This is a genomic window from Streptomyces sp. 2131.1, assembly GCF_900105515.1.
Taxonomy (GTDB): domain Bacteria; phylum Actinomycetota; class Actinomycetes; order Streptomycetales; family Streptomycetaceae; genus Streptomyces; species Streptomyces drozdowiczii.
Genome location: NZ_FNSY01000001.1, coordinates 5,810,301 through 5,835,145 on the forward strand (window position 1 = coordinate 5,810,301; position 24,845 = coordinate 5,835,145).

The 24,845-nt window shown below is 73.8% G+C and carries 24 protein-coding genes; 19 read left to right on the forward strand and 5 right to left on the reverse strand.

The annotated features are described in order from the left end of the window. Nucleotides 1-29 precede the first annotated feature (29 nt). Nucleotides 30-512 carry a GNAT family N-acetyltransferase gene (locus tag BLW14_RS26170; RefSeq protein ID WP_093709621.1) on the forward strand — a complete coding sequence of 161 codons (483 nt, stop codon included), beginning with the start codon at nucleotides 30-32 and terminating at the stop codon, nucleotides 510-512. After that, a complete protein-coding gene (locus BLW14_RS26175; RefSeq protein ID WP_093709622.1) occupies nucleotides 509-1,465 on the forward strand; it encodes an aminoglycoside phosphotransferase family protein in 957 nt (318 codons plus the stop codon). The genes BLW14_RS26170 and BLW14_RS26175 overlap by 4 nt, the downstream gene beginning before the upstream one ends. Here the strand turns inward: BLW14_RS26175 and BLW14_RS26180 are convergent. Beyond that, complete coding sequence (locus BLW14_RS26180; RefSeq protein WP_093709623.1) at nucleotides 1,462-2,154, reverse strand: gamma-glutamyl-gamma-aminobutyrate hydrolase family protein; 693 nt, start codon at nucleotides 2,152-2,154, stop codon at nucleotides 1,462-1,464. The genes BLW14_RS26175 and BLW14_RS26180 overlap by 4 nt on opposite strands. A gap of 106 nt (nucleotides 2,155-2,260) precedes the next feature. Between BLW14_RS26180 and BLW14_RS26185 the strand changes: the two genes are divergently transcribed. The 4 genes from BLW14_RS26185 (at nucleotide 2,261) to BLW14_RS26200 (ending at nucleotide 6,869) form a co-directional block, all read left to right on the forward strand. Next, a complete protein-coding gene (locus tag BLW14_RS26185; RefSeq protein WP_093709624.1) occupies nucleotides 2,261-3,628 on the forward strand; it encodes a glutamine synthetase family protein in 1,368 nt (455 codons plus the stop codon). A gap of 83 nt (nucleotides 3,629-3,711) precedes the next feature. Next, nucleotides 3,712-5,076: an aldehyde dehydrogenase family protein gene (locus tag BLW14_RS26190; protein ID WP_093709625.1), complete on the forward strand. Its 1,365-nt coding sequence runs from the start codon at nucleotides 3,712-3,714 to the stop codon at nucleotides 5,074-5,076. A 7-nt stretch (nucleotides 5,077-5,083) separates the two neighbouring features. Then, nucleotides 5,084-5,872: a 3-oxoacyl-ACP reductase gene (locus BLW14_RS26195; RefSeq protein ID WP_093709626.1), complete on the forward strand. Its 789-nt coding sequence runs from the start codon at nucleotides 5,084-5,086 to the stop codon at nucleotides 5,870-5,872. 22 nt (nucleotides 5,873-5,894) lie between these two features. Continuing rightward, nucleotides 5,895-6,869 carry a DUF2510 domain-containing protein gene (locus BLW14_RS26200; protein WP_093709627.1) on the forward strand — a complete coding sequence of 325 codons (975 nt, stop codon included), beginning with the start codon at nucleotides 5,895-5,897 and terminating at the stop codon, nucleotides 6,867-6,869. Here the strand turns inward: BLW14_RS26200 and BLW14_RS26205 are convergent. Continuing rightward, entirely contained in the window at nucleotides 6,866-8,068 is a 1,203-nt protein-coding gene (locus BLW14_RS26205) for an amino acid deaminase/aldolase (RefSeq protein WP_093709628.1), read from the reverse strand. The genes BLW14_RS26200 and BLW14_RS26205 overlap by 4 nt on opposite strands. A gap of 385 nt (nucleotides 8,069-8,453) precedes the next feature. Between BLW14_RS26205 and BLW14_RS26210 the strand changes: the two genes are divergently transcribed. Together BLW14_RS26210 and mycP are read left to right on the forward strand one after the other, a co-directional pair. After that, nucleotides 8,454-9,191, forward strand: coding sequence for a hypothetical protein (locus BLW14_RS26210; protein WP_093709629.1), 738 nt, complete (start codon nucleotides 8,454-8,456; stop codon nucleotides 9,189-9,191). Next, the gene (gene mycP / locus BLW14_RS26215) at nucleotides 9,188-10,375 is read left to right on the forward strand and encodes a type VII secretion-associated serine protease mycosin (RefSeq protein ID WP_093709630.1); all 1,188 of its coding nucleotides are present in this window, start codon (nucleotides 9,188-9,190) and stop codon (nucleotides 10,373-10,375) included. The genes BLW14_RS26210 and mycP overlap by 4 nt, the downstream gene beginning before the upstream one ends. A gap of 50 nt (nucleotides 10,376-10,425) precedes the next feature. On the opposite strand, the gene BLW14_RS26220 is transcribed toward mycP, so the two are convergent. After that, on the reverse strand, nucleotides 10,426-10,902 hold the full coding sequence (locus BLW14_RS26220; RefSeq protein ID WP_371128091.1) for a hypothetical protein: 477 nt from the start codon (nucleotides 10,900-10,902) through the stop codon (nucleotides 10,426-10,428). An 86-nt stretch (nucleotides 10,903-10,988) separates the two neighbouring features. On the opposite strand from BLW14_RS26220, the gene BLW14_RS26225 reads away from it, so the two are divergent. Both BLW14_RS26225 and BLW14_RS26230 read left to right on the forward strand, forming a co-directional pair. Continuing rightward, the gene (locus tag BLW14_RS26225; RefSeq protein ID WP_093709631.1) at nucleotides 10,989-11,717 is read left to right on the forward strand and encodes an SseB family protein; all 729 of its coding nucleotides are present in this window, start codon (nucleotides 10,989-10,991) and stop codon (nucleotides 11,715-11,717) included. A gap of 82 nt (nucleotides 11,718-11,799) precedes the next feature. After that, a complete protein-coding gene (locus BLW14_RS26230; protein WP_093709632.1) occupies nucleotides 11,800-12,507 on the forward strand; it encodes an MIP family channel protein in 708 nt (235 codons plus the stop codon). 117 nt (nucleotides 12,508-12,624) lie between these two features. Here BLW14_RS26230 and BLW14_RS26235 read toward each other — a convergent pair whose 3' ends face one another. After that, nucleotides 12,625-12,987 carry a DUF1844 domain-containing protein gene (locus tag BLW14_RS26235; RefSeq protein WP_018524131.1) on the reverse strand — a complete coding sequence of 121 codons (363 nt, stop codon included), beginning with the start codon at nucleotides 12,985-12,987 and terminating at the stop codon, nucleotides 12,625-12,627. 341 nt (nucleotides 12,988-13,328) lie between these two features. On the opposite strand from BLW14_RS26235, the gene infC reads away from it, so the two are divergent. The 9 genes from infC (at nucleotide 13,329) to BLW14_RS26280 (ending at nucleotide 23,097) form a co-directional block, all read left to right on the forward strand. Beyond that, the gene (gene infC, locus BLW14_RS26240; protein WP_093709633.1) at nucleotides 13,329-14,042 is read left to right on the forward strand and encodes a translation initiation factor IF-3; all 714 of its coding nucleotides are present in this window, start codon (nucleotides 13,329-13,331) and stop codon (nucleotides 14,040-14,042) included. Between the two features lie 120 nt (nucleotides 14,043-14,162). Continuing rightward, the gene (gene rpmI, locus BLW14_RS26245; protein WP_003970213.1) at nucleotides 14,163-14,357 is read left to right on the forward strand and encodes a 50S ribosomal protein L35; all 195 of its coding nucleotides are present in this window, start codon (nucleotides 14,163-14,165) and stop codon (nucleotides 14,355-14,357) included. A gap of 107 nt (nucleotides 14,358-14,464) precedes the next feature. Next, a complete protein-coding gene (rplT, locus tag BLW14_RS26250; RefSeq protein WP_018103794.1) occupies nucleotides 14,465-14,848 on the forward strand; it encodes a 50S ribosomal protein L20 in 384 nt (127 codons plus the stop codon). A 137-nt stretch (nucleotides 14,849-14,985) separates the two neighbouring features. After that, nucleotides 14,986-15,828: a TrmH family RNA methyltransferase gene (locus BLW14_RS26255; protein WP_093709634.1), complete on the forward strand. Its 843-nt coding sequence runs from the start codon at nucleotides 14,986-14,988 to the stop codon at nucleotides 15,826-15,828. Nucleotides 15,829-15,947: 119 nt separating this feature from the next. Then, complete coding sequence (locus BLW14_RS26260; protein ID WP_093709635.1) at nucleotides 15,948-17,063, forward strand: sensor histidine kinase; 1,116 nt, start codon at nucleotides 15,948-15,950, stop codon at nucleotides 17,061-17,063. 154 nt (nucleotides 17,064-17,217) lie between these two features. Next, nucleotides 17,218-18,345 carry a phenylalanine--tRNA ligase subunit alpha gene (pheS, locus tag BLW14_RS26265; RefSeq protein WP_018524136.1) on the forward strand — a complete coding sequence of 376 codons (1,128 nt, stop codon included), beginning with the start codon at nucleotides 17,218-17,220 and terminating at the stop codon, nucleotides 18,343-18,345. Continuing rightward, nucleotides 18,345-20,855 (forward strand): phenylalanine--tRNA ligase subunit beta, encoded by a 2,511-nt coding sequence (pheT, locus tag BLW14_RS26270; protein ID WP_093709636.1) that lies wholly within the window; start codon nucleotides 18,345-18,347, stop codon nucleotides 20,853-20,855. The genes pheS and pheT overlap by 1 nt, the downstream gene beginning before the upstream one ends. A gap of 311 nt (nucleotides 20,856-21,166) precedes the next feature. Continuing rightward, on the forward strand, nucleotides 21,167-22,516 hold the full coding sequence (locus BLW14_RS26275) for an NsdA family TPR-like regulatory protein (RefSeq protein WP_093709637.1): 1,350 nt from the start codon (nucleotides 21,167-21,169) through the stop codon (nucleotides 22,514-22,516). Nucleotides 22,517-22,566: 50 nt separating this feature from the next. Then, entirely contained in the window at nucleotides 22,567-23,097 is a 531-nt protein-coding gene (locus BLW14_RS26280; protein ID WP_093709638.1) for an NUDIX hydrolase, read from the forward strand. 71 nt (nucleotides 23,098-23,168) lie between these two features. Here the strand turns inward: BLW14_RS26280 and BLW14_RS26285 are convergent, their stop codons facing one another. Continuing rightward, complete coding sequence (locus BLW14_RS26285) at nucleotides 23,169-24,791, reverse strand: hypothetical protein (protein WP_256332881.1); 1,623 nt, start codon at nucleotides 24,789-24,791, stop codon at nucleotides 23,169-23,171. Between the last annotated feature and the right edge of the window lie 54 nt (nucleotides 24,792-24,845).

Sequence of the window (24,845 nt, forward strand, 5' to 3'; positions counted from 1 at the left end):
GGGCACGGCACCCACCGAAAGGACGCCCCATGAGCACACCGCCGCACCTGAGACGCGCCGACGCGGACGACGCCGCCGAGGTCACCCGGCTGCGCCTGGTCATGTTCGCCTCCATGGGCCTCGTCCCGGAGCCCGACTGGACCCCGGTGTGCGAGACGTACTTCCGCGAACGGCTCGCCGGCGACCCGCAGTTCGTCGCCTATGTGATCGACGCGGGGGACCGGCTGCTGTCCAGCTCGGTGGGCCGGTACACGTGGTCCCTGCCCCGGCCGGGCCGTGCCCCGTACATCGGGCACATCGCCTCGGTCGCCACCGACCCGGGCCACCGGCGGCAGGGATACGCCCGCCTGACCTTCCGGGCCGTCCACGCCCACCTGGTCGAGGCCGGGTGCTCCCGGATCAACCTGACCGCGACCCCCGAGGGCGAGGGTCTGTACCGCTCGCTGGGCTACGGAGACCCCACCGGGCCGATGCCGCTGACCTGGACCCGGCCGGGGGAGGCGCACCGATGACCACCGCGCCGCCCGCGCGGGGCGTCCGCCACCCCTGGTCCGGCCTGCCCGCCGCCGTACGCGAGGCCGTCGAGGACATCCTCGGCGCGCCGGTCACCGAGGCCCGCAGCCAGAGCGGCGGCTTCTCGCCCGGAGTCGCCGCCCGGGTCCGGCTCGCCGACGGCCGCCGGGCCTTCGTCAAGGCCGTGAGCGCCGAGGTGAACCCGGACAGCCCCGACATGCACCGCGCCGAGGCCCGCGTCACGGCGTCGCTGCCCGGGAACGCCCCCGTGCCCCGGCTGCTCGGCTCGTACGACGACGGCAGCTGCGTCGCCCTCGTGCTGGAGGACATCGACGGCCGCCAGCCCCGGGTGCCCTGGGACCGTGCCGAGCTGGACCGGGTCCTGGACGCGGTCGGTGACCTCGCCGGCGTCCTCACCCCCGCCCCGGCCGACGTCCCCACGGCAGTCCGGGGCAAGTCGTCGCTGTTCGACGGCTGGCGCACCCTTCACGCGGCCGGCGGCGACGCCCGCCTCCACCCCTGGGCAGCCGGCCGCCTCGCCGCCCTCGCGGAGCTGGAAGCCGGCTGGGCCGACGCCGCCGCCGGTGACACCCTCGCCCACGGCGACCTGCGTGCCGACAACATCCTGCTCACCGGGGACCGGACCGTCTTCGTGGACTGGCCGCACGCGGTGCGCGCCGCGCCCTGGTTCGACCTCCTGGTGATGCTCCCGTGCGTGGCGGCGCAGGGCTACGCCTCCGGAGAGGGCGGCCCGGACCCCGAGGCCCTGTTCACCGCCCACCCGCTCGGCCGGGACGCGGACCCCGACGCCGTCACCGCCGTACTCGCGGCCGCGGCCGGATACTTCGCGGAGCACGCGCTGCGCCCCGACCCACCCGGCCTGCCGACGCTCCGGGCCTTCCAGGCGGCCCAGGGCGCCGCCGCCCTGACCTGGCTGCGACAACGGATCTAGCCGCGTACGGCCTCCACCAGCCCCCGCACCACACGCTGGTCGTCGCCCGCCTCCGGATGCCACTGCACCCCCAGCACCCAGTGGGCGCCGGGCAGTTCGACCGCCTCCACGGTGCCGTCCGCCGCGTGCGCCGACGCCACCAGGCCGGTGCCCATCCGGTCGACGGCCTGGTGGTGGTACGTGGGGACGTCGCACGCCTCCGGCACCAGGGACGCGTACCGGGTGCCCGGGACCGGCGTCACCGGGTGCGAGCCGAACACGCCCGTCGCCCCGCCCGGGCCGCCGTGACCGTCCAGATGCTGCGTCAGGGAGCCCCCGCACACCACGTTCAGCAGCTGCATGCCCCGGCACACACCGAGCAACGGCGTCCCCGACTCCAGCGCCGCACCGATCAGCGCCGCCTCCCAGGCGTCACGCTCGGGCGCCGGCGGCCCGGTGCGCGGATCGCGCCCCGCCCCGTACCGCGCCGGGTCCACATCCGGCCCGCCCGCCACCACCACCGCGTCCAGCCGGGCCACGGCCCGTGCCGCGAACTCCGGCGCGTCCGGCGGCAGCAGGACCGCCAGCCCACCGGCCTCGCGCACCATCCGGGCGTACCCGGCGGGCAGCAGCGCCGCCGGCAGATCCCATACGCCCCACCGCACGGACGCCTCCAGGTAGGTGCTGATCCCGACCAGCGGACGATTCACCGGGCCTCCTCGTACGGCGCGCGGAACACCCCGGCACCGTACCCACAACCACCGCCCTGCCCATAGATTGGATCGCCTGCCCGGCCCGCGAGGAGAGGACCCGTCCGTGTCCGACCGAACAGCCCCGCTCGCCCTCTCAGACCTGCGACGCCTCGTGCACAGCGGTGAGATCGACACCGTCGTCCTGGCCTTCCCCGACATGCAGGGACGGCTCCAGGGCAAACGCTTCGCCGCCCCCTTCTTCCTCGACGAGGTCGTGCGCCACGGCACCGAGGGCTGCGCCTACCTCCTCGCCGTCGACACCGACATGAACACCGTCGACGGCTACGCCATGTCCTCCTGGGACAACGGCTACGGCGACTTCGCCATGCGCCCCGACCTCACCACCCTGCGCCGGGTGCCCTGGCACCAGGGCACCGCCCTGGTCATCGCCGACCTCGCCTGGGCCGACGGCGCGCCCGTCGCCGCCGCGCCCCGGCAGATCCTGCGCCGCCAGCTCGAACGCCTCGCCGGCCACGGCTACACCGCCCACGTCGGCACCGAGCTGGAGTTCATCGTCTTCAAGGACACCTACGAGCAGGCCTGGGACCGGGGCTACCGCGACCTCACCCCCGTCAACCAGTACAACGTCGACTACTCCGTCCTCGGGACCGGCCGCGTCGAGCCCCTGCTGCGCCGCATCCGCAACGAGATGGCGGGCGCCGGGCTCGCCGTCGAGTCGGCCAAGGGCGAGTGCAACCCCGGCCAGCACGAGATCGTGTTCCGCTACGACGAGGCCCTCGTCACCTGCGACCAGCACGCCGTCTACAAGACCGGCGCCAAGGAGATCGCCGCCCAGGAGGGCATGGCGCTCACCTTCATGGCCAAGTTCAACGAACGCGAGGGCAACTCCTGCCACATCCACCTCTCGCTGCGCTCCACCACCGACCCGGGACGCTCCGTCATGGCCGGTGAGGACGGGGAGATGTCACCGGTGATGCGGCACTTCCTGGCCGGGCAGCTCGCCGCCCTGCGCGACCTCTCCCTCCTCTTCGCGCCGAACATCAACTCGTACAAGCGGCTTCGCCCCGGCTCCTTCGCCCCGACCGCCGTCGCCTGGGGCCACGACAACCGGACCTGCGCCCTGCGCGTCGTCGGCCACGGAGCCTCGCTGCGCTTCGAGAACCGGCTCCCCGGCGGCGACGTCAACCCGTACCTGGCCGTCGCCGGACTCGTCGCCGCCGGGCTCCACGGCATCGAGCACAAGCTCGAACTCCCCGAACCCTGCGAGGGCAACGCCTACACCGCCGCGTACGACCAGGTCCCCGCCACCCTGCGCGAGGCCGCCGCGCTCTGGGAGGACAGCGAGATCGCCCGGGAGGCCTTCGGCGAGGACGTCGTCGCGCACTACCGCACCATGGCCCGCGTCGAACTCGACGCCTTCGACGCGGCCGTGACCGACTGGGAACTGCGCCGGTCCTTCGAACGCCTGTGACCGGACGCCCGACAACGCGATGCCCGGGCGCACGACGCCTGTGACCACGACGCCCGCGAGACCACGACAGCTGTGAGGACCACGTGATCCACGAGCACCACGTCCTGAACCCGGCGACCGAAGAGGTCGTCGCCACCGTCCCCGCCACCCCGGCCGCCGGCGTGCACGCCGCCGTCGTCCGCGCCGTCGCCGCCCAGCGCGCCTGGGCCGCGCTCGCCCCCGCGGACCGGGCCCGGCTGCTGCGCCGGTTCGCCGCCGCCGTCGACGCCCGCACCGAAGAACTGGCCCTGCTGGAGGTCCGGGAGGCCGGCCACACCCTCTCCAACGCCCGCTGGGAGGCGGGGAACGTCCGCGACCTGCTCGACTTCGCCGCCGGGGGAGTGGAACGGCTCAGCGGACGGCAGATCCCCGTCCCCGGCGGCATCGACCTCACCTTCCTGGAACCCCTCGGCGTCGTCGGGGTCATCGCCCCCTGGAACTTCCCGATGCCGATCGCGGCCTGGGGCACCGCTCCCGCCCTCGCCGCCGGCAACGCGGTGATCCTCAAGCCCGCCGAGACCACCCCGCTGACCGCGCTCCGCCTCGCCGAGATCGCTCTGGAGGCGGGCCTGCCCGAATACCTCTTCCAGGTGCTGCCCGGCGCCGGCGACGAGGCCGGCAACGCCCTCGTCGAGCACCCGGACGTCGCCAAGATCGTCTTCACCGGCTCCACCCGCACCGGCAGGCGGATCATGGCCAAGTGCGCCGACCGCCTCAAGCGCGTCACCCTCGAACTCGGCGGCAAGAGCCCGAACATCGTCTTCGCCGACGCCGACATCGAGGCGGCGGCGGCCGCTGCCCCCGACTCCTTCCTGGACAACGCCGGCCAGGACTGCTGCGCCCGCACCCGCATCCTCGTCCAGCGCTCCGCGTACGACCGCTTCCTGGAACTCCTCGCTCCCGCCGTCGCCGCCCACACCGTCGGCGACCCCGCCGACGAGAAGACCCGGATGGGCCCGCTCATCTCCCGTACCCAGCTGGAACGCGTACGCGGATACGTCCCCGAGGGCGCCGCCGGAATCCGGGGGAGCGCCCCCGAGGGGCCCGGTTTCTGGTTCCCGCCGACCGTCCTCACCGACGTCCCGGCCGACGCGCCCGTCGCCACCGAGGAGGTGTTCGGGCCCGTCGCCGTCGTGCTGCCCTTCGAGGACGAGGCGGACGCCGTACGCCTCGCCAACGCCACCGACTACGGGCTCGCCGGCTCGCTCTGGACGCGGGACGTGGGGCGCGCCCTGCGCGTGTCCCGGGCGGTGCGGGCGGGCAACCTCTCCGTCAACTCCCACTCGGCGGTCCGCTACTGGACCCCGTTCGGCGGGTTCAAGCAGTCCGGCATCGGCCGCGAACTGGGGCCCGACGCCCTCACCGCCTTCACCGAGACCAAGAACGTCTTCCTGAGCACGGAGGCCTGAACCTTCCATGAGCAAGGACCACGAGACCACCTGCCGCCGCCTCGTCGGCCGCACCGCCGTCGTCACCGGCGCCGGCAGCGGCATCGGCCTGGCCACCGCCCACCGGCTCGCCTCCGAAGGCGCGCACGTCGTCTGCGGCGACATCGACGCGAAGGCCGGCGAGGCGGCCGCCGAAGCGGTCGGCGGCACCTTCGTACGCGTCGACGTGACCGATCCCGCACAGGTCGCCGAGCTGTTCCGGACGGCCGACGACACCTACGGCTCGGTCGACATCGCGTTCAACAACGCCGGCATCTCGCCGCCCGAGGACGACTCCATCCTCACCACGGAACTGGAGGCATGGAAACGCGTCCAGGACGTCAACCTCACCTCCGTCTACCTCTGCTGCAAGGCCGCCCTGCCCTACATGCGGCGCCAGGGCCGCGGCTCCATCATCAACACCGCCTCCTTCGTGGCCCGGATGGGCGCCGCCACCTCGCAGATCTCGTACACCGCGTCCAAGGGCGGGGTGCTGGCGATGACCCGCGAACTGGGGGTCCAGTTCGCCCGCGAGGGCATCCGCGTCAACGCGCTCTGCCCGGGGCCGGTCAACACCCCGCTGCTTCAGGAGCTGTTCGCCAAGGACCCCGAGCGGGCGGCCCGCAGGCTGGTGCACATCCCGCTCGGCCGGTTCGCCGAGGCGACCGAGATCGCCGCCGCCGTCGCCTTCCTCGCGAGCGACGACTCCTCGTTCGTCAACGCCACCGACTTCCTCGTGGACGGCGGTATCTCCGGCGCCTACGTCACCCCCCTGTAGACGGCTCTCCTAGAGTGGAGCGATGAGCTACCCGACCCCGCCCGGCTGGTACCCGGACACCGCCGCGCCCGGCACCGAGCGCTGGTGGGACGGGACGGCGTGGACCGCCCACACCCGGGCGCCGGCCGCGCCCGTCCCCGCCCCGGCCCCGGTCCCGCCGTACGCGGCGCCGCAGCCGGGCGGCACGGGGCGCGGGGGAGGCGGCGGCAGCGCGCGGGCCGTCGCGCTCGTGGCGGCCGGAGCGGTCGTCGTCGGCGCCGTCGTGACCGGGGCCGTGCTGCTCACGGGGAACGACGACCCGGCGACCCCGCGGGCCCACACCTCGGCGTCGCCCTCGCGGACGGGCACCGACGACGCCCCGGGCGGCGACGACCCCTCGCCGAAGGAAACCCCGGCCGCGCAGGATCCGGACGTGCTCGTCGACCAGCTCAACGGCATCACGCTGCCCATCCCCGACGGCTGGGAACGGCCCGAACGGAACTCGGGGCAGCTCCTCACCATGCGTACCAAGGAGTCCTACGACTGCCCCGGCGCGTCGTCCTCCTTCTGCTACCACGGCACGGTCACCACCCGGACCCCCGGCGGCACCGACGCCACCACGCCCGAGGCCCTCGCGAAGGAGGACATCACCGACGCCGCCGACCGGGCGTACGAGAAGGACGTTCTGGGCCTGCGGATGCACGGTGGCATCACCGCCCACCGGCAGGTCGCCGCAGGCGAGGTCGCCGTGGCCGGCCGTACCGGCTACTACATCCGCTGGAAGGTCACCACCGCCAAGGGCCCCGGCGGCTACGTCCAGTCGCTCGCCTTCCCCTCGGCCGTCGGCAGCGAGTCACCCGTCATCGTCCGGTACGCCTTCGACGCGGGCCCCGACGGACCGCCGCTCGCACTCATGGACACCCTCACCGAGGGCATCCGGCCCATCGGCGAAAACGCCACGGACGGCGGCGTCGGCAGCTCCGTGGAGCACCCGGCGGGGCAGGCGGACACGCCCTAGAGGAACGTGCGGCCCTCGCCCCGGTACGTCGGCACGGACGCCGTCACCCGGTCGCCCTCGATCAGGTGCAGCCTGTCGAACCGCTCGCACAGCTCACCGGCCTTCGCGTGCCTGAACCACACCTTGTCGCCGATCAGCAGGTCGTCCGCCGGGGAGCCGAGCAGCGGCGTCTGCACCTCGCCGGGCCCCTCCTGCGGGTCGTAGCGCAGCCCCTCCGGGAGATACGGGACCGGCAGCCGGTCCGGTCCCGCCGCGCCCGACGCCGGATATCCGCCCCCGAGCACCGTCACCACGCCCACGCCCGGCCGCCGCACCACGGGCTGCGCGAACAGCGCGGCCGGGCGGGCGGTGAACGAGGTGTAGTTGTCGAACAGCCGCGGCACGTACAGCCCCGAACCGGCGGCGATCTCCGTCACCGCGTCCTCCGCCGCCGTGTGCTGCACGCTGCCCGTGCCGCCGCCGTTCACGAACTCCAGGCCGGGCGCCACCGCACGGACCGCCCGCACCACCTCGGCCCGCCGCACCGCCAGCTCCTTGCGGGCCGTGGCCTGCATCAGCCGGATCGCCCGGGACCGCAGCGGACGCCCCGCCACCGAGTCGCCGACGCCCGCGATGTGCCCCTCGTACGCCATCAGGCCGACCAGCCGGAAACCGGGCCGCCGCACCACGGACCTGGCCAGCTCGGCCAGCTGGGCGGGGGAGCGCAGCGGCGAGCGCAGGGCCCCGATCCGGACCCGGCCGCCGAGCATCCGCAGCGAGGTGTCCAGCTCCAGGCAGACCCGGATCTCCTGGGTGCCGCCGGCCCGCGCCGCGTCGATGAGGTCCAGCTGGGCGTGGTCGTCCACCATCACCGTCACGGCGGCGGCGAGCTTCGGGTCGGCCGCCAGTTCCGCGTACGCCGGCCGGTCGGCGGAGGGGTACGCCAGCAGCACGTCGTCGAACCCGGCCCGGGCCAGCCACAGCGACTCCGCGAGCGTGAACGACATGATCCCCGCGAAACCGGGCCGGGCCAGCACCCGCTCCAGCAGCGCCCGGCAGCGCACCGACTTGCTCGCCACCCGGATCGGCTTCCCCGCGGCCCGCCGTACGAGATCGTCGGCGTTCGCGTCGAACGCCTCCAGATCGACGACGGCTACGGGAGCGTCGAGATGGGCGGTGGCCCGGTCGTAGCGGGTCCGGTCAGTGGCGCGGGCAGTCATGGCCGCAGCTTGCCAGACGGTTCTACCGCTGGGTAGGGGGACGATCCGTGCGGATCGGCCGGTGAGCGGGCCGCCCGCTCCCACCCGGGTGGCCGCAGCCCGTAGAGTGACGCCCACGCGGCGAGCGGCTCCTGTCTGTGCGGGCGAGGGTGCGCACGCGGTACGGAACGGATCAGGGGGACGGATGAGTACCGAGGCGCAGCGCGCTCCCGTGCCACCCCGCCCGACGACTCCTCCCCGCCCCTCCCGGCCGCCGTACCCCGCCCCGGAGGAACCCCCGCCGCCGCGCCCCGCGACACCACCGCACCCCGCCGCCTGGCCGCCCCCCGCGACGCCGCCGCTCCCAAAAGCGGCGCCCCCGCTCCGCCGCCGCCCGTCCCGCACGGTGGCCGCAGGTGTCTGCACGGTGCTCGGCCTCGGGCTCATCGGCGGTGCCGCCGCCGGGAGTTGGCTCATCGGCGGCTCCGACGGCGATCCCGCCGCCCGCAACGCGTACACCGTGGGCCAGGAGGCCTGGCACAGCGTTCCCGTGGACACCCTCTTCCCGCGCACCGTGAAGGGCGAGGGCGCGGGGCCGGGCGGCGCCGACCGGCTCTGGACGCGGCTCGCCGTCGCCCCGGACAGCGACTGCGCCACCGCGCTCGACCCGCTGCTCGCCAAGACGCTGCGCACGGTCGGCTGCGCCCGCGTCCTGCGGGCCACGTACAGGGACGCGACGGCCAGCAACGTCACCACCGTCGGACTGGTCTTCACCGAGGCCGACTCCGCCGCGATGCGGGCCCTGAGCGCCCGGTTCGCCGACGAGCACCTCGACCGGCGCACCGACCTGCTGCCCCGCACCTACCCCGTGAAGGGGACCCCGGCCGCCTCGTTCGGCGACCGGCAGCGGGCCAGCTGGTCGGTGCACGTGCTGACCGAGATCCCGGTCGTCGCCTTCGCCGTGTCCGGGTTCGCCGACGGACGCACGACCGCTTCGCCCCAGCCCGCCGCGCAGGCCATGGCGTCCGGCGCCACGACCCCCGCCGCCCAAGCCGGTCTCGGCCACGAGGCCAAGGGCCTGGCCGACCGCGTCGAACGCGCGCTGCGCACCCGCGTGGCCGACCTCACGGAGCAGCCGCGATGACCCGTGCCCGCGTCCTCGGCGCCCTCTGCGCCGCCACCGCCCTCGCCCTGCTCCCCGCGACCCCCGCCGGAGCCGACACCATCCGGGCCCAGCAGTGGGGCCTGGCCGCCATGCACACCGACCGGGCCTGGGAGACCACCCGCGGCAAGGGCGTCACCGTCGCCGTCGTGGACACCGGGGTCGACGGCAGCCTGCCCGACCTCGCGGGCCAGGTCCTGCCAGGCAAGGACCTGATCGGCTTCGGCGCGGGGCGCGGCGACAAGGCCTGGGCCCGGCACGGCACCGCCATGGCCGGGATCATCGCTGGCCGGGGCCACGGCAGCGGCCGCGCCGACGGCGTCCTCGGCATCGCGCCCGAGGCGAAGATCCTCCCGGTCCGCGTCATCCTCGAAGCGACCGACCCGGCCCGCGCCGAGGCCCGCAAGACACGGGGCACGGCTCTCGCGGACGGCATCCGCTGGGCCGCCGACCACGGCGCCGACGTCATCAACCTCTCCCTCGGCGACGACAGCGAGTCCGCGCACCCCGAGCCCGGCGAGGACGCCGCCGTCCAGTACGCGCTGAAGAAGGGCGCCGTCGTCGTCGCCTCGGCCGGCAACGGCGGCGAGAAGGGCGACCACATCTCGTACCCCGCCGCCTACCCCGGCGTCATCGCCGCGGCGGCCGTCGACCGGTACGGCACGCACGCCTCGTTCTCCACCCGCCGCTGGTACGCCGCCGTCAGCGCTCCCGGCGACGACATCGTCGTACCGGCCCCCGACCGCAAGTACTACGTGGAGTGGGGCACGTCCGCCGCCGCCGCGTTCGTCTCCGGGGCGGTCGCCCTCGTGAAGTCCGCGCATCCCGGCCTCTCACCCGCGCAGATCAAGAAGCTCCTCACCGACACCGCGCGCGACGCCCCCGCATCCGGCCGTGACGACGCGCGCGGCTACGGGATCGTCGACCCGGCCGCCGCCATCGAGGCGGGCGACGGGCTGCGCCGCGCCGACGTGCGCAACGACTCCGCCCCGGCCGGTTACCGCAAGAGGTACTTCGGCGCAGGACCCACGCCCGAGCCCGAGGACGGCAGCCCGGCCGGCTGGCTCGCCCCGGCGGCCGGTGGCCTCGGCGTGCTCCTGCTCGCGGCGGGCGCCCTGCTCTGGCGCGCCCGCGACGGCCGCCCCCTGTTCGCCCGGGGACGCTGAGGTTCGCCCGGGGCGCTGAGGTTCGCCCGGGGCGCCGAGCACGCGCGGACCTACCGCGCCGCCAGCACGCCCACGGCCGCCTTCGCCGCCGACTCGGCGAGCGCGATGCCGCTCTCCCGGGCCGCCCCGCCGACCGCCGCGAGCAGCACGGTGGCGGAGTCGTTGTCGCTCTTCTCGATCATCGCGGCCGCCCGGGAGCGCTCGTCGGCGGTCAGCGCGCGCCCCTCGTCCTGGGCCCGCAGCAGCAGCGCCGCCAGGATGTCCACCTTGACGATGCTCGCCGTCGCGTAGGTCGCCTCGGCGCCCGCGTACACCGCACGCGTCCCGCTGCCGGTGTCCAGACCCACCGACGGCTCCTCGCTCGCTTCCGAGGACGGTGACGCCGACGATACGGAGGCGACCGCGGCCGGCGCCCGGTCCGGCGCACGGCCGACGACGTACGCGCCTCCGGCGGCCGCGACGGCCAGCACGGCGGCGGCCGTCAAGGAGACGGGCAGGGCGGATCGGCGCACACGGTGTCGGGGCATGGCCCGGACGCCAGGAACCCCGGCTGAGAACCCGCTGGGTCCGACCTGTCGGCCGGATGAGAATGCCCAGGCACTACGCTCGCCCTGTGGCGCAGAAGAACATTCCGGACCCCGGATACTCCGACGACGACGGCACCGCCGACCCCGCCCTGGCCTCGGCACTCACCGCCTGGGCCGGGGACCGCACCGCCGTCGCACCGGTGCTCGAAGCCCTGAAGGGGGCCCGCCTCCTGGTCCCCGTGGTCGCCGTCCTCGGTGAGGTCGAGGAGGACGAGAAGGGGCTGCGGCGCGAGAAGACCAGCGACATGGCCGTGCCCACCCTCCAGGCCGGGGACCGCCGCGCCCTGCCCGCGTTCACCTCCACCGCGTCCCTGGCCCGCTGGGACCCGCAGGCCCGCCCCGTCGCCGTACCCCTGCACCAGGCGCTCCAGGCCGCCGCGCACGAGAAGGCCGACACGGTGGTGCTCGACCTCGCCGGGCCCGTGGCCTTCGAGCTGACCGGCGCCGCCCTGCGCGCCCTCGCCGAGGGCCGTACCAGCGCGGATCCGCTCGACGACCCCGCCGTCACCGCCGCGGTACGGGCGGCGGTCGCCGCCGAGCCCGCCGTGCTCCGCGCCCACCTCGGCCCCGGCAGCGCCGACGGCACCCTCGCCCTGGTCCTCGCGGCCGGCGCCGACCCGGCCGAGGCGGCTCGGCGCGTCGCCCGCGCGCTGGCGGCCGACGAGGTGCTGCGGGCCCGGCTGGTGCGGGGACTGGACCTCGCGCTGCTTCCGGCCGGGGCGCACACACCGGGTGAACCCCTGTTCACGCGCTGATCACCGTACGGCTCAGCGCGCGCGAAGCCGCAAGCGACCGGAGAATTGCGAAGAAAAGGGACGATCTTCGCGAGGTGGTTGTATGCAGACGCGGACAGCCGTGTCGGAGTTCCTCGGCACCCTGCTGCTGGTCTTCTTCGCCGTGGGAGCGGCGGTGCTGTGCGTCGATTACATCGGAACCCTGGGCATCGCCCTGGCCTTCGGTTTCGTGCTCCTCGCGCTCGCCTACGCCCTCGGCCCGATCTCCGGCTGCCACATCAATCCGGCGGTCACGCTCGGCATGCTGGCCGCCCGGCGGATCGACGTGCGCACGGCGGTGACGTACTGGATCGCGCAGTTCCTCGGCGGCATCGCCGGCGCGGCGCTGCTGTTCCTGCTCGCCAAGCAGGTCCCGGGACTGAAGACGAGCGGAAAGTTCGGCAGCAACGGCTACGGCGACCGCTCGGACGTGCACATCAACCTCGGCGGCGCCTTCCTGGCCGAGGTGGTGCTCACCTTCCTGCTGGTCTTCGTGGTCCTCGCGGTGACCCACAAGGTCGCGGTGATCGGCTTCGACGGGCTTCCCATCGGCATCTCCCTCGCGGTGATCCACCTGGTCGGCATCCCGCTCACCGGCACCTCGGTCAACCCGGCCCGGAGCCTCGGCCCGGCCCTGTTCGCCGGCGGCGCGGCCCTCTCCCAGCTGTGGCTGTTCATCGTGGCCCCACTGGCCGGCGGCATCCTCGCGGCGCTCGCCCACCGGCTGACCCACCCCTCGATGCGCGGCGGCGAGACGGCCGCCGAGGTCTGACCCGTACCCGCGCGGCGACGAGCCCCCGCCGGAAGCAACCGGCGGGGGCTCGTTCGCGTACGTACGGAGAAGTTCGCGTACGCAGAAGTTCGCGTACGTACGGAGAAAGGGGGCGGCTCAGCCGAAGACCGGACCGGTGTACTTCTCGCCCGGGCCCTGGCCCGGCTCGTCCGGGACGAGCGAGGTCTCGCGGAAGGCGAGCTGGAGGGACTTCAGGCCGTCGCGCAGCGGGGCCGCGTGGAAGGAGCTGATCTCCGTGGTGCTCGCGTCCAGCAGGCCGGCCAGCGCGTGGATCAGCTTGCGGGCCTCGTCGAGGTCCTTGTGCGCGTCGCCGTCCTCGGTCAGGCCGAGCTTCACGGCGGCGGCGCTCATCAGGTTGACGGCGACCGTCACGATGACCTCGACGGCGGGCACCTCCGCGATGTCGCGGGTCATCTCGTCGAAGCCGGGGGAATCACTGCTGGGGGTCGCGTCACTCATGCGCCTTACGATAGGCCCACGGCGCCGGCCCGCCGCCCGCGGGAGCCGGTGCGGACGCCGGTTGGTGCCCGCCCGGCCGAGCTGCTAACCTTGTGTAACGACCGGCTGGGCAGTTATGTGCCCGGCCCACAAGTGGAGGCTCCGCTCTCCCACCTAGCCGTCCCCAGGACGGCGGGTCACCGGTCAGGCGGTCCCCATCGTTCCGTACGGACGATGGAGCCGCCCGATGCGCCCCGCGGTTCACCGTGGCGGTGTTCCGGTTTGCCAGGAGCCCCGCCTGTGTCCCGTCCGGGGCATTTTTGTTGCTCCGACGCGGTTGGTCTGTCTGAAACAGACGTTACGTGGCTGTCCGCCAGGCGGTCGCGTGGTGCTACCGAGGAGGATCCATCAGCGCCGAGCCCCGCATCAACGACCGGATTCGCGTGCCCGAGGTGCGACTTGTCGGTCCCAGTGGCGAGCAGGTCGGGATTGTGCCGCTTGCCAAGGCCCTGGAACTCGCACAGGAGTACGACCTCGACCTGGTCGAGGTGGCGGCTACCGCCCGTCCGCCCGTGTGCAAGCTCATGGACTACGGGAAGTTCAAGTACGAGTCGGCCATGAAGGCCCGTGAGGCGCGCAAGAACCAGGCGCACACGGTCATCAAGGAGATGAAGCTCCGGCCGAAGATCGACCCGCACGACTATGACACCAAGAAGGGTCACGTCGTCCGGTTCCTCAAGCAGGGCGACAAGGTCAAGATCACGATCATGTTCCGTGGTCGTGAGCAGTCCCGCCCCGAGCTGGGCTTCCGACTGCTCCAGCGTCTCGCTTCGGACGTGGAGGAACTCGGCTTCATCGAGTCCAACCCGAAGCAGGACGGCCGGAACATGATCATGGTTCTGGGCCCGCACAAGAAGAAGACCGAAGCCATGGCCGAGGCCCGCGAGGCCCAGGCCGCCCGCAAGGCGGAGCGCCAGGGGAACAACACCCCCGACGCCGAGCCCGCGGGTCAGGCCCCCGAGGCTCCGGCCGAGGCGGCGCCCGAGGCCGAGGCCGAGACACCTTCCGAGGCGTGACCGCGGGGGGTGCCACCCAGGCACCCCCGGGTCCACCCGGAACCCCCATCAAGATCTGACGCCCCTGCAGTCCGGTGCCCGCACCGAGAGGGGCGCCACTGACGAGGAGAGAACGGCGCGATGCCGAAGAACAAGACGCACAGCGGTGCCAGCAAGCGCTTCAAGATCACCGGCTCCGGCAAGGTGCTCCGCGAGAGGGCCGGCAAGCGCCACCTGCTCGAGCACAAGTCGTCCAAGAAGACCCGCTCGCTGACCGGCACGGTCGTCGTGGCTCCGGCCGACGCCAAGAAGATCAAGAAGCTTCTCGGCAAGTGAGGCCGTCGTCCCCGGTGAATCCGGGGACGCGCCCTCGATCCGACCGGGACCAATTCGTTTCCGGGCCGTGTGAGTACGACCACGGCCCCGCTACAAGGAGTTAACAAGTGGCACGCGTCAAGCGGGCAGTCAACGCCCACAAGAAGCGCCGGGCGATCCTCGAGCAGGCCAGCGGTTACCGCGGTCAGCGTTCGCGCCTGTACCGCAAGGCCAAGGAGCAGGTCACCCACTCCCTGGTCTACAACTACAACGACCGCAAGAAGCGCAAGGGCGACTTCCGTCAGCTGTGGATCCAGCGCATCAACGCCGCTGCCCGCCAGAACGGCATGACGTACAACCGCCTCATCCAGGGTCTGAAGGCCGCCAACATCGAGGTGGACCGCAAGATCCTGGCCGAGCTCGCGGTCAACGACGCCAACGCGTTCGCCGCCCTCGTCGAGGTCGCCCAGAAGGCCCTCCCGAGCGACGTCAACGCCCCGAAGGCCGCCTGACCCAGGCCGCACTTCCTGGCTTCCCCGCCGGACCCGCAGGCGCCCGCCGTCTGCGGGTCCGGTGCGTTGCGCGCCCTGTGTCCCGGGGCGCGGCGCACGACCCGGACCTTCGTCACGCAGAGAGGCTCCTCGCCGACATGGGCACCCCCGAACTGATCTCCCCGCGATCGCCGCGGGTCGCCGCCGCCCGGCGGCTGGCCAGGCGCAACTTCCGCGGCAAGGAGCGCAGGTTCATCGCCGAGGGGCCGCAGGCCGTGCGCGAGGCCGCCGAACACCGGGGTGCCGACGGCGAGCCCACCCTCGTCGAACTCTTCGCCACCGCCGAGGCCGCCGAGCGCTACGCGCCCATCATCGACGCCGCCCACGCGGCCGGCGCCCGCGTCCACCTCGCCGACGGCGACGTCCTCGCCGACGTCTCCCAGACCGTCACCCCGCAGGGCCTCATCGGCGTCTGCCGCTTCCTCGACTCGCCGTTCGACGAGATCCTCGCGGCCCGGCCCCGGCTGGTCGCCGTCCTGGCCCACGTCCGCGACCCCGGCAACGCCGGCACGGTGCTGCGCTGCGCCGACGCCGCGGGCGCCGACGCGGTCGTCCTGACCGACGCCTCCGTCGACCTGTACAACCCCAAGTCGGTACGCGCCTCGGTCGGCTCCCTCTTCCACCTGCCGGTCGCCGTGGGCGTCCCCGTCGAGCAGGCCGTGCGCGGGCTGCGCGAGGCGGGCGTCCGCATCCTGGCCGCCGACGGCGCCGGCAGCGACGACCTGGACGACGAACTCGACGCCGGCACCATGGGCGGGCCCACCGCCTGGGTCTTCGGCAACGAGGCCTGGGGGCTGCCCGAGGAGACCCGTGCCCTCGCCGACGCGGTGGTACGGGTGCCCATCCACGGCAAGGCGGAGAGCCTCAACCTCGCCACCGCCGCCGCGGTCTGCCTCTACGCCTCCGCGCGCGCCCAGCGCCCGCGCCGCGCCACCGGCTGACCCCGCCGCGCCGCCCCCACTTCGACGGAGAGCCTCCACGGGGTGTCGCAGCGTCACCGACGACTAGTAGGGTGACGAACTCGGGCCCACTGCACCGGTTCGAGAGGTGGGGTACGGGAATGGCTGTCGGCATGAGCGGGCCGCGCGCGGTACACGCGGCCGTCGCGGACGCCGCGGCGGGTGGCCTCGGGGTGGACCCCGACGACCTCCCCGACGGGCTCGTCGTCGCGGACGAGAGCGGCCGGATCACCGTCTTCAACGCCGCCGCCGTCCGGATCACCGCCGTCCCCCGGGCCGCCGCACTCGGCCGCCCCGTGGAGCTCGCACTGCCGCTGGAGGACCTCAAGGGCCGCCGCTGGTGGGAGCTGACCGACCCCTACGGCGGCCTCGCCACCCGGAGCGGCCAGCCCGAGCGCAACCTGCTGCTCCCCGGCGGGCGCGAGGTCCTCGTCTCCGCCCGCTACGTGCGCGAGGCCCCCACCGGACCGGTCCGCCGCCTGGTGATCAGCCTGCGCGGCACCGAGGCCCGCCGCCGCACCGAGCGCAGCCACGCCGAGCTGATCGCGACCGTCGCCCACGAGCTGCGCTCCCCGCTCACCTCGGTCAAGGGCTTCACCGCGACCCTGCTGGCCAAGTGGGAGCGGTTCACCGACGACCAGAAGCGCCTGATGCTGGAGACGGTGTACGCCGACGCCAACCGGGTCACACGTCTCATCACCGAGCTCCTGGACATCTCCCGGATCGACTCGGGGCGCCTGGAGCTGCGCCGCCAGCCCGTCGACCTCTCCGCCGCCGTCGAGCGCCACGTCCAGGCGCACACCGCGGCCGGCCAGGACCCCGGCCGCTTCCTCGTCCGCACCTGCCAGCCGCTGCCCGCGGTGTGGGCCGACCCGGACAAGGTCGACCAGGTGCTGGGCAACCTGCTGGAAAACGCGGTGCGGCACGGCGAGGGAACTGTCACCATCGACGTGGCACCCGCACCGGCGAAGAGCGACGAGAGGGGAGCGGCCGTCACCGTGAGCGACGAAGGTCCCGGCATCCCCGAGGAGTCGATGAGCCGCGTCTTCACCCGTTTCTGGCGGGGGAGCAAGCGCGGCGGCACGGGCCTGGGCCTCTACATCGTCAAGGGCATCGTCGAGGCCCACGGCGGCACGATCACGGTCGGCCGCGGCCCCGGAGGCGGCGCGGAGTTCCGATTTATGCTGCCCGTGAGCACGCCGGCCTTCCTCAAGTAGGGCACCGAGCGGCCCACGGGCGCCCCACCCGCCCCGCGACCCTTAGACTCGACCCTTGGCACCTTTGCGTCCTCCGGTCTTCGAGCGAGGTCACGGGGGTCCGGGAGCACCCCCGGCAAACGCAGCATTCAGCCAATCGGAAGCACGGGAAGAGATGTCGGCACCGAACAAGTCGTACGACCCAGTCGAGGTCGAGGCACTGAAACCGGAAGAGATCGAGCGCATCCGGGACGAGGCGCTCGCCGCCTTCGCCGCCGCGGGCGACCTCGACGCGCTCGCCCAGGCGAAGACCGCGCACACCGGTGGCACCTCGCCCCTGTCGCTCGCCAACCGCGAGATCGGCGCGCTGCCCCCGCAGGCCAAGGCCGAGGCCGGCAAGCGCGTCGGCCAGGCCCGCGCCGCCGTGGGCCGCGCCCTCGCGGCGCGCCAGACGGAGCTGGAGGCCGAGCGCGACGCCCGGGTCCTGGTCGAGGAAGCGGTGGACGTCACCCTGCCCTACGACCGCACCCCGGCCGGCGCCCGCCACCCCCTGACGACCTTCATGGAGCGTGTCGCCGACGTCTTCGTGGCCATGGGCTACGAGATCGCCGAGGGCCCCGAGGCCGAGGCCGAGTGGTTCAACTTCGACGCCCTGAACTTCGTGCCCGACCACCCGGCCCGGCAGATGCAGGACACCTTCTTCGTCGAGGGCGCCGACGGCGCGAAGAACGACGAGTCCGGAGTCGTCCTGCGTACGCACACCTCGCCGGTCCAGGCCCGCACCCTGCTCGATCGCGAGCCCCCGGTCTACGTCGTCTGCCCCGGCCGCGTCTACCGCACCGACGAGCTGGACGCCACGCACACCCCGGTCTTCCACCAGATCGAGCTGCTCGCCGTCGACGAGGGCCTGACCATGGCGGACCTGAAGGGCACCCTCGACCACATGGTCCAGGCGCTCTTCGGCCCGGACATGAAGACCCGGCTGCGGCCGAACTTCTTCCCGTTCACCGAGCCGTCCGCCGAGATGGACATGGTCTGCTACGTCTGCCGCGGCGCGTCCGTCGGCAACCCGGACCGCCCCTGCCGCACCTGCGGCAGCGAGGGCTGGATCGAGCTCGGCGGCTGCGGCATGGTCAACCCCAAGGTGCTCACCGCCTGCGGCGTCGACCCCCGGAAGTACAGCGGATTCGCCTTCGGGTTCGGCATCGAGCGGATGCTGATGTTCCGCCACAACGTCGAAGACATGCGAGACATGGTCGAGGGTGACGTCCGGTTCACCCGGCCGTTCGGGATGGAGATCTGATGCGCGTCCCGCTTTCCTGGCTGCGGGAATACGTCGACCTGCCGGCCACCGAGACCGGCCGTGACGTACAGGCCAAGCTCGTCGCCGTCGGCCTGGAGGTCGAGACGGTCGAGCAGACCGGCGCCGGCCTCAGCGGCCCGCTGGTCGTCGGACAGGTGCTGACCATCGAGGAGCTGGAGGGCTTCAAGAAGCCGATCCGCTTCTGCACGGTGGACGTCGGCACCGCCAACGGCACCGGCGAGCCGCAGGAGATCGTCTGCGGCGCCCGCAACTTCGCCGTCGGCGACAAGGTCGTCGTGGTCCTGCCCGGCGCCGTGCTGCCCGGTGACTTCGCCATCGCCGCCCGCAAGACGTACGGCAAGACCTCGCACGGCATGATCTGCTCCGCCGACGAGCTCGGCATGGGCGACGACGGCACCCACGGCATCATCGTGCTCCCGCCGGAGCACGAGGCCGGCACCGACGCGATCGAGCTCCTGCAGCTCCGCGACGAGGTCCTGGACATCGCCGTCACGCCCGACCGCGGCTACTGCCTGTCGATGCGCGGTGTCGCCCGCGAGGCCGCCATCGCCTACGGCCTGCCGCTGCGCGACCCGGCCCTCCTGGACGTGCCCGCGCCCAACGCGTACGGCTACCCGGTCAAGGTCTCCGACCCGATCGGCTGCTCCCGCTTCACCGCGCGCACCGTCACCGGGCTCCAGCCCGAGGCCCGTACCCCGATCTGGATGCAGCGCCGGCTCCAGAAGGCGGGCATGCGGCCGATCTCGCTCGCCGTCGACGTCACCAACTACGTGATGCTCGAACTCGGCCAGCCGCTGCACGCCTACGACCGGACCCGCATCGACGGACCGATCGGGGTCCGCCGCGCCGAGCAGGGCGAGAAGCTCACCACGCTCGACGGCGCCGTCCGCGTCCTGGACTCCGGCGACCTCGTCATCACCGACAACCGCGGCCCCATCGGCCTCGCGGGCGTCATGGGCGGGGCCGACACGGAGATCGCCGACGCCGCCGAGGGCGCGCACACCGCCGAGGTCGTCATCGAGGCCGCGCACTTCGACGCGATCTCGATCGCCCGGACCGCGCGCCGCCACAAGCTGCCCTCCGAGGCGTCCAAGCGCTTCGAGCGCGGCGTCGACCCGCAGGCCGCCGCCGCTGCGGCTCAGCGCACCGTCGACCTGCTGGTCCTCCTGGCCGGCGGGACCGCCGAAGCGGGCGTCACCGAGGTCACGGCCCCGTCCGCGCCCCGCACCATCACGATGCCGGCCGACCACCCCGACAAGGTCGCCGGTGTCGCCTACGGCCGCGAGACCGTCGTACGCCGCCTCCAAGAGGTCGGCTGCGACGTCTACGGGCAGGACGAGCTCCTGGTCACCACGCCGTCCTGGCGTCCCGACCTCACCGAGCCGAACGACCTGGCCGAAGAGGTCATCCGCCTGGAGGGCTACGAGAACCTTCCGTCCACGCTCCCGACGCCGCCCTCCGGCCGCGGGCTCACCGACCGTCAGCGGCTGCACCGTCGCGTCGGCCGGGCGCTCGCGGGCGCGGGTTACGTCGAGGCGCTGAACTACCCGTTCATCGGCGAGGCGGTCCTCGACCAGCTCGGCCTGGAGGCGGACGACGCCCGCCGCCGCACGGTCCGGCTCGTCAACCCGCTCTCCGACGAGGAGCCCTCGCTGCGCACCACGCTGCTGCCGGGCCTCCTCGGCGCGCTGCGGCGCAACGACGGCCGCGGCAGCCACGACCTCGCGCTCTTCGAGACCGGCCTCGTCTTCATTCCCACCGGTCAGGAGACCAAGCCCGTCCGGCTGCCCGTCGACCGGCGCCCCTCGGAGCAGGACATCGCCTCGCTCGACGCGGCGCTGCCGCGCCAGCCGCGCCGCGCCGCCGTCGTGCTGGCCGGCGCCCGCGAGCGGGCCGGCTGGTGGGGCAAGGGCCGCCCGGCCGACTGGGCGGACTCCGTCGAGGCCGCGCGGACCATCGCCCGCGAGGCCGGGGTCGAGGTCATCGTCCGCGCGGACCGGCACGCCCCCTGGCACCCGGGCCGCTGCGCCGCGCTGTACGTGACCGTGGCCGGTGAGGAGACCCTCTTCGGGCACGCCGGTGAGCTGCACCCGCGCGTCATCAAGGAGCTCCACCTGCCCGAGCGCACCTGCGCCGCGGAGGTCGACCTCGACGTCCTGGAGCAGGCCGTCGACGGCGTCCTGCGCGCCCCGCGGATCTCCACCTTCCCGGTGGCGACCCAGGACGTCGCGCTGGTCGTCGGCCAGGACGTGCCCGCCGCCGACGTGGAGCGGGCGCTCCGCGAGGGCGCGGGCGAACTCCTGGAGTCGCTGCGGCTGTTCGACGTCTTCACGGGCGAGCAGATCGGCGAGGGCAGCAAGTCCCTGGCGTACGCGCTGCGCTTCCGCGCCGCCGACCGCACCCTGACGGTCGACGAGGCGAGCGCCGCACGCGACGCCGCGGTGGCCCTGGCCGCCGAGCGCACGGGCGCGGTACTGCGCGGAGCGTAGTCCCACCCCCGCCACATGAAGGAGGGGCGCATCCGGCCACCGGACGCGCCCCTCCTGTGTGCTCGCCGTCCGTCCCCGCCGCGGAGTGTCGGGCAGGCCGGCGGGGTGGACTGCGCGGATGCGGGCCGCCCTGCTGTACGAGGGGGAGCAGACGGCCCGTTCGCGCCCTGCGAGGTGAATCATTCAAGCGATCCTCCGCCCGCCGCGGCAGCGTGCGCGGCGGGACGGTTCGGGCATTCCGTTCACACCCCGTGTGAATCGTGCTCCACTGGGGCGACACGTCCAGGCGTGCCGAACCACCGGAGGGGGACATGGGGCCCAAGGAGCCCAATACCGCGCTTGAGGCCCTGATCGAGGAGACGGGCGTCTCCCGGGCCGGACTGGCCGCCCATGTGAACCGGGCCGGCCGTGCGCGCGGTCTCGGACTGCGTTACGAACACACCGCCGTCGCCCGCTGGCTGAAGGGCCAGCGCCCGCGCGGCCAGGTGCCCGACCTGATCTGCGAGGTGCTGGGAAACCGCCTGCACCGGGCCGTTTCACTGGACGACATCGGCATGGCGGTCCCCGACGGCAGCCCGCCCGCCCAGGGCTCCTCGCTCCCCGGCTTCGTCGAACGGGCCACCGCCGTGTGGCGCTCCGACGCCCAGCAGCGCCCGCACGTCGTCAGCGCCCCGGCCGTCACCGGGACCGGCGCCGTGATGCCCGTCTGGGAGTGGGAGAACCCGCCGGAGGACGCCGATGTGTCGCGGACCGGGCCGGCCGGGGTCGGCGCGGCAGACATAGCAACGCTGCGGGCCGCCCGTGACCACTACGAACTGATGTACCGCAGGGCGGGCGGAATCGCGACGCGTCCGCGCATCGTCGGCTTCCTCAACGCCGGTGCCGCCCCGCTGCTGCGCGGCGGCTACGGCGACGCGACGGGCCGTCAGCTGCACCGCGCCACGGGCGCGCTGGTGGCCGTCGCGGGGATCTGCGCCTACGACTCCGACGCGCACGGCCTGGCCCAGCGCTACTTCCACCAGGCGCTGCGGCTGGCCAAGGCGAGCGGGGACCGGGGCCTCGGCGGCTATGTGATCGCGCTGCTGGTCAACCAGTCGCTGTTCCTCGCGGAGTACCGCCAGTCCGTCGCCTTCGCGGAGGCGGCCCTGCGCGCCGCGGGCCGCGACATCACCCCCGCCCTCGCGGCCGACCTCCACGCGATGCAGGCCAAGGCGTACGCGCGGCTCGGCGACCGGACGGGCGCGCTGACGTGCATCGGCCGCGCCGAGTCGGCGGCCGCCCGCATCCGGCCGGGTGGTGAGCCGGACGAGACCGGGTACGTGCAGCCGGGCCTGGTCGATGTGCAGGTGGCGGAGGCGCTGCTGAGCCTCGGGGACCTGCCGGCGGCCCGGGAGCACGCGGTGGCGGCGGTCCGGACGCCCGCGCACGACCGGGGCCGGGTCCACCGGCTGGCCATGCTCACCACGATCGAGCTGCGCCGGGGCGAGGCGGACCGGGCGGCGGCGACGGCCACCGAGATGGCGGACCGGGTCCGGGGCATGGAGTCGCAGCGGCTGCGCGACCGGCTCCGGGCGGTGCGCGCGGAACTGGTCGACAGCGGCAGCGCCGAGGCGCGGCAAGCCGCCGAACGCGTGGAGGGGGCGCTGCGCGTACCGCTCTGAGCCGAAGTCTGCTGCGATACGGCCACCTACCAGCAGAAGGTGGCAGAACTGTGCAGTGGACGAACCTGAACGAACAACTCGTGTACGAGAACCGCTGGTTCCGGGTCAATCTGGCCGATGTCGAACTCCCCGACGGCGGCCGGCTCGACCACTTCGTGATCCGCCTGCGCCCGGTGGCCGCGGCCACCGTCGTCAACGCGGCGAACGAGGTGCTGCTGCTGTGGCGGCACCGGTTCATCACCGACAGCTGGGGCTGGGAGCTGGCGGCGGGCGTGGTGGAGGACGGCGAGTCACCGGTGGTGGCGGCGGCCCGCGAGATGGAGGAGGAGACCGGCTGGCGCCCCGGCCCGCTCCACCCGCTGCTGACCGTGGAGCCGTCCAACGGCCTCACCGACGCCCGGCACCACTTCTACTGGGGCGAGGAGGCGGAGTGGACGGGTGAGCCGTGCGACGCCTTCGAGTCCTCGCGCCGCGAGTGGATACCGCTCAAGCTGGTCCCCGACATGATCGCCCGCGGCGAGGTCCCGGCCGCGGGCATGGCGGCCGGGCTGATGATGCTGCACCACTTACGGCTGGGCTGAGCCGTGTTCCGCACGTGCGGGGGCGGAGCGGCCCCCGCACGTACGACCCGGTGACGGGGGAGCGACGGTGGTCAGCAGTGCCTCTGCCACGGGCCGAGGTACGAGCTGTCGATCTCGTACCGCCCGGCGCCCGGCACCCTGAGGCGCACCCAGTCGCCGTCGCGTTCGACGCAGCCGGCGTCGGTGCGCAGCCAGGGGGAGTAGGCGATGCGCAGGTTCACCGTCCCCGCTTCCCGGGTGCGGAGGACGACCCTGGCGTTGTCGCCGGCCACCACGGACGCGCCGGCGCCGGTGGCCAGGGGGCGGGCGTTCTCGACCGCGTAGATCCGCCACTCGGCGTCCTGCCACACGGGCTTCAGCCAGTCGGGGCCGCTCCTGACGAGTGCGGCCTCGTCCTCCGCCGCGAAGTCGGGCTCGCCGTTCGGCAGGACGACGTACTTCACCGCCCATTCGTCGAGCCACGAGCGGTACTTCGCGGGGGAGAAGCGGCCCTCGTAGAAGAGGCCGGCGCGCTCCACGTCGACCTGGCGGTTCCAGCCGCGGGCGAGGTTCACACGGGGGCCCAGCACGGTGGTCTCCCGGTGGTCGACCGACGGTACGACCTCGACGCGGGCCCGGTCCGCCCCCAGCCGTTCCAGCGCCGCCCGTACGCCGTGCGTCTTCGTGGCCCACGCGGGCACCGGTGTGGACATCCTCGTGACGTGAAGGGTGTGCGTCGTGACCCACTGGACGGAGATCACGGCCGCGGCGGCGAGCGCCGCCCGCTGCGGCAGACGCCCCTTGCCGGCGAGCACCGCGGCGAGCAGCACCGGGCCGCCGAACACTTCGGCCAGCCGGACGACGTTGCTTCCCACGGGCGTGGGGAGCAACGCGGACAGGAGGACGCCCAGTCCGTAGACCCCGGCGCCGAAGCGCAGCGCCCGCCACTCCGACGGCGCGAGCGCGGCGAGCAGAGCGCTGAAGAGAAGCGGCTTCCACAGATCGCTCGTGGACATGGGCATCACGCCGCCGAACGGGAAGAGCAGCGTCGTCAGCCCCACCACCGCGGCGGGCGGAGCGCACAGCACGAGGGCCTTCCCCACGTCCCGGTCGAGGAGCCGGGCCGCACCGCACACGAGGAGGAAGAGCCCGGCCACCGGGCTGGCCATGGTGGCCAGCGCGCTGAACACACCGGCCGCGACAAGGCGTTCACCGTCCCCCGTCACCATCAGGCACGAGGCCAGGGCCAGGGCGACGCCCAGCGCGAAGGTGGACCTGCCCGAGGCGACGTCGGCCCACAGGAACAGCACGGCCAGGAGCGTGGGCCACATCGGGTGACGGATCCCGCTGCGCACGAAGACGCGGCCCACGAGCCACGAGGCGGCCAGGCCCGAGGCCACGGTGACGGTCCGCACGCCGAGCAGGGCCATCGACTGCGGGGCCAGAACGCTGTAGTTGCCCACGTGCACGCCCCCGTACCAGCCGAGGCTGTAGGGCGATCCCGGGTGGTCGGCGACGAAACGCGTCCAGGCGACCTGCGCGGCCAGGTCCCCGCCCCCGGTGGCGAGGAACGCGGCCCACAGCACGTACGCCGGCAGCGCGAGCAGGCAGGCCGAGAGGGGTACGCGATGCCGCCCCCGGAAGGCTCGTAACGCTCCGGGCTCGCCGTTGCTCCCCCGGGCGGGCGACTCGGTCGTCGACGAGGCAGCGGCCACCACTGTTGTTTCCGTTCCGTTTGTTGCCGGGAGACACCCCGGCGGGCCCGGCGG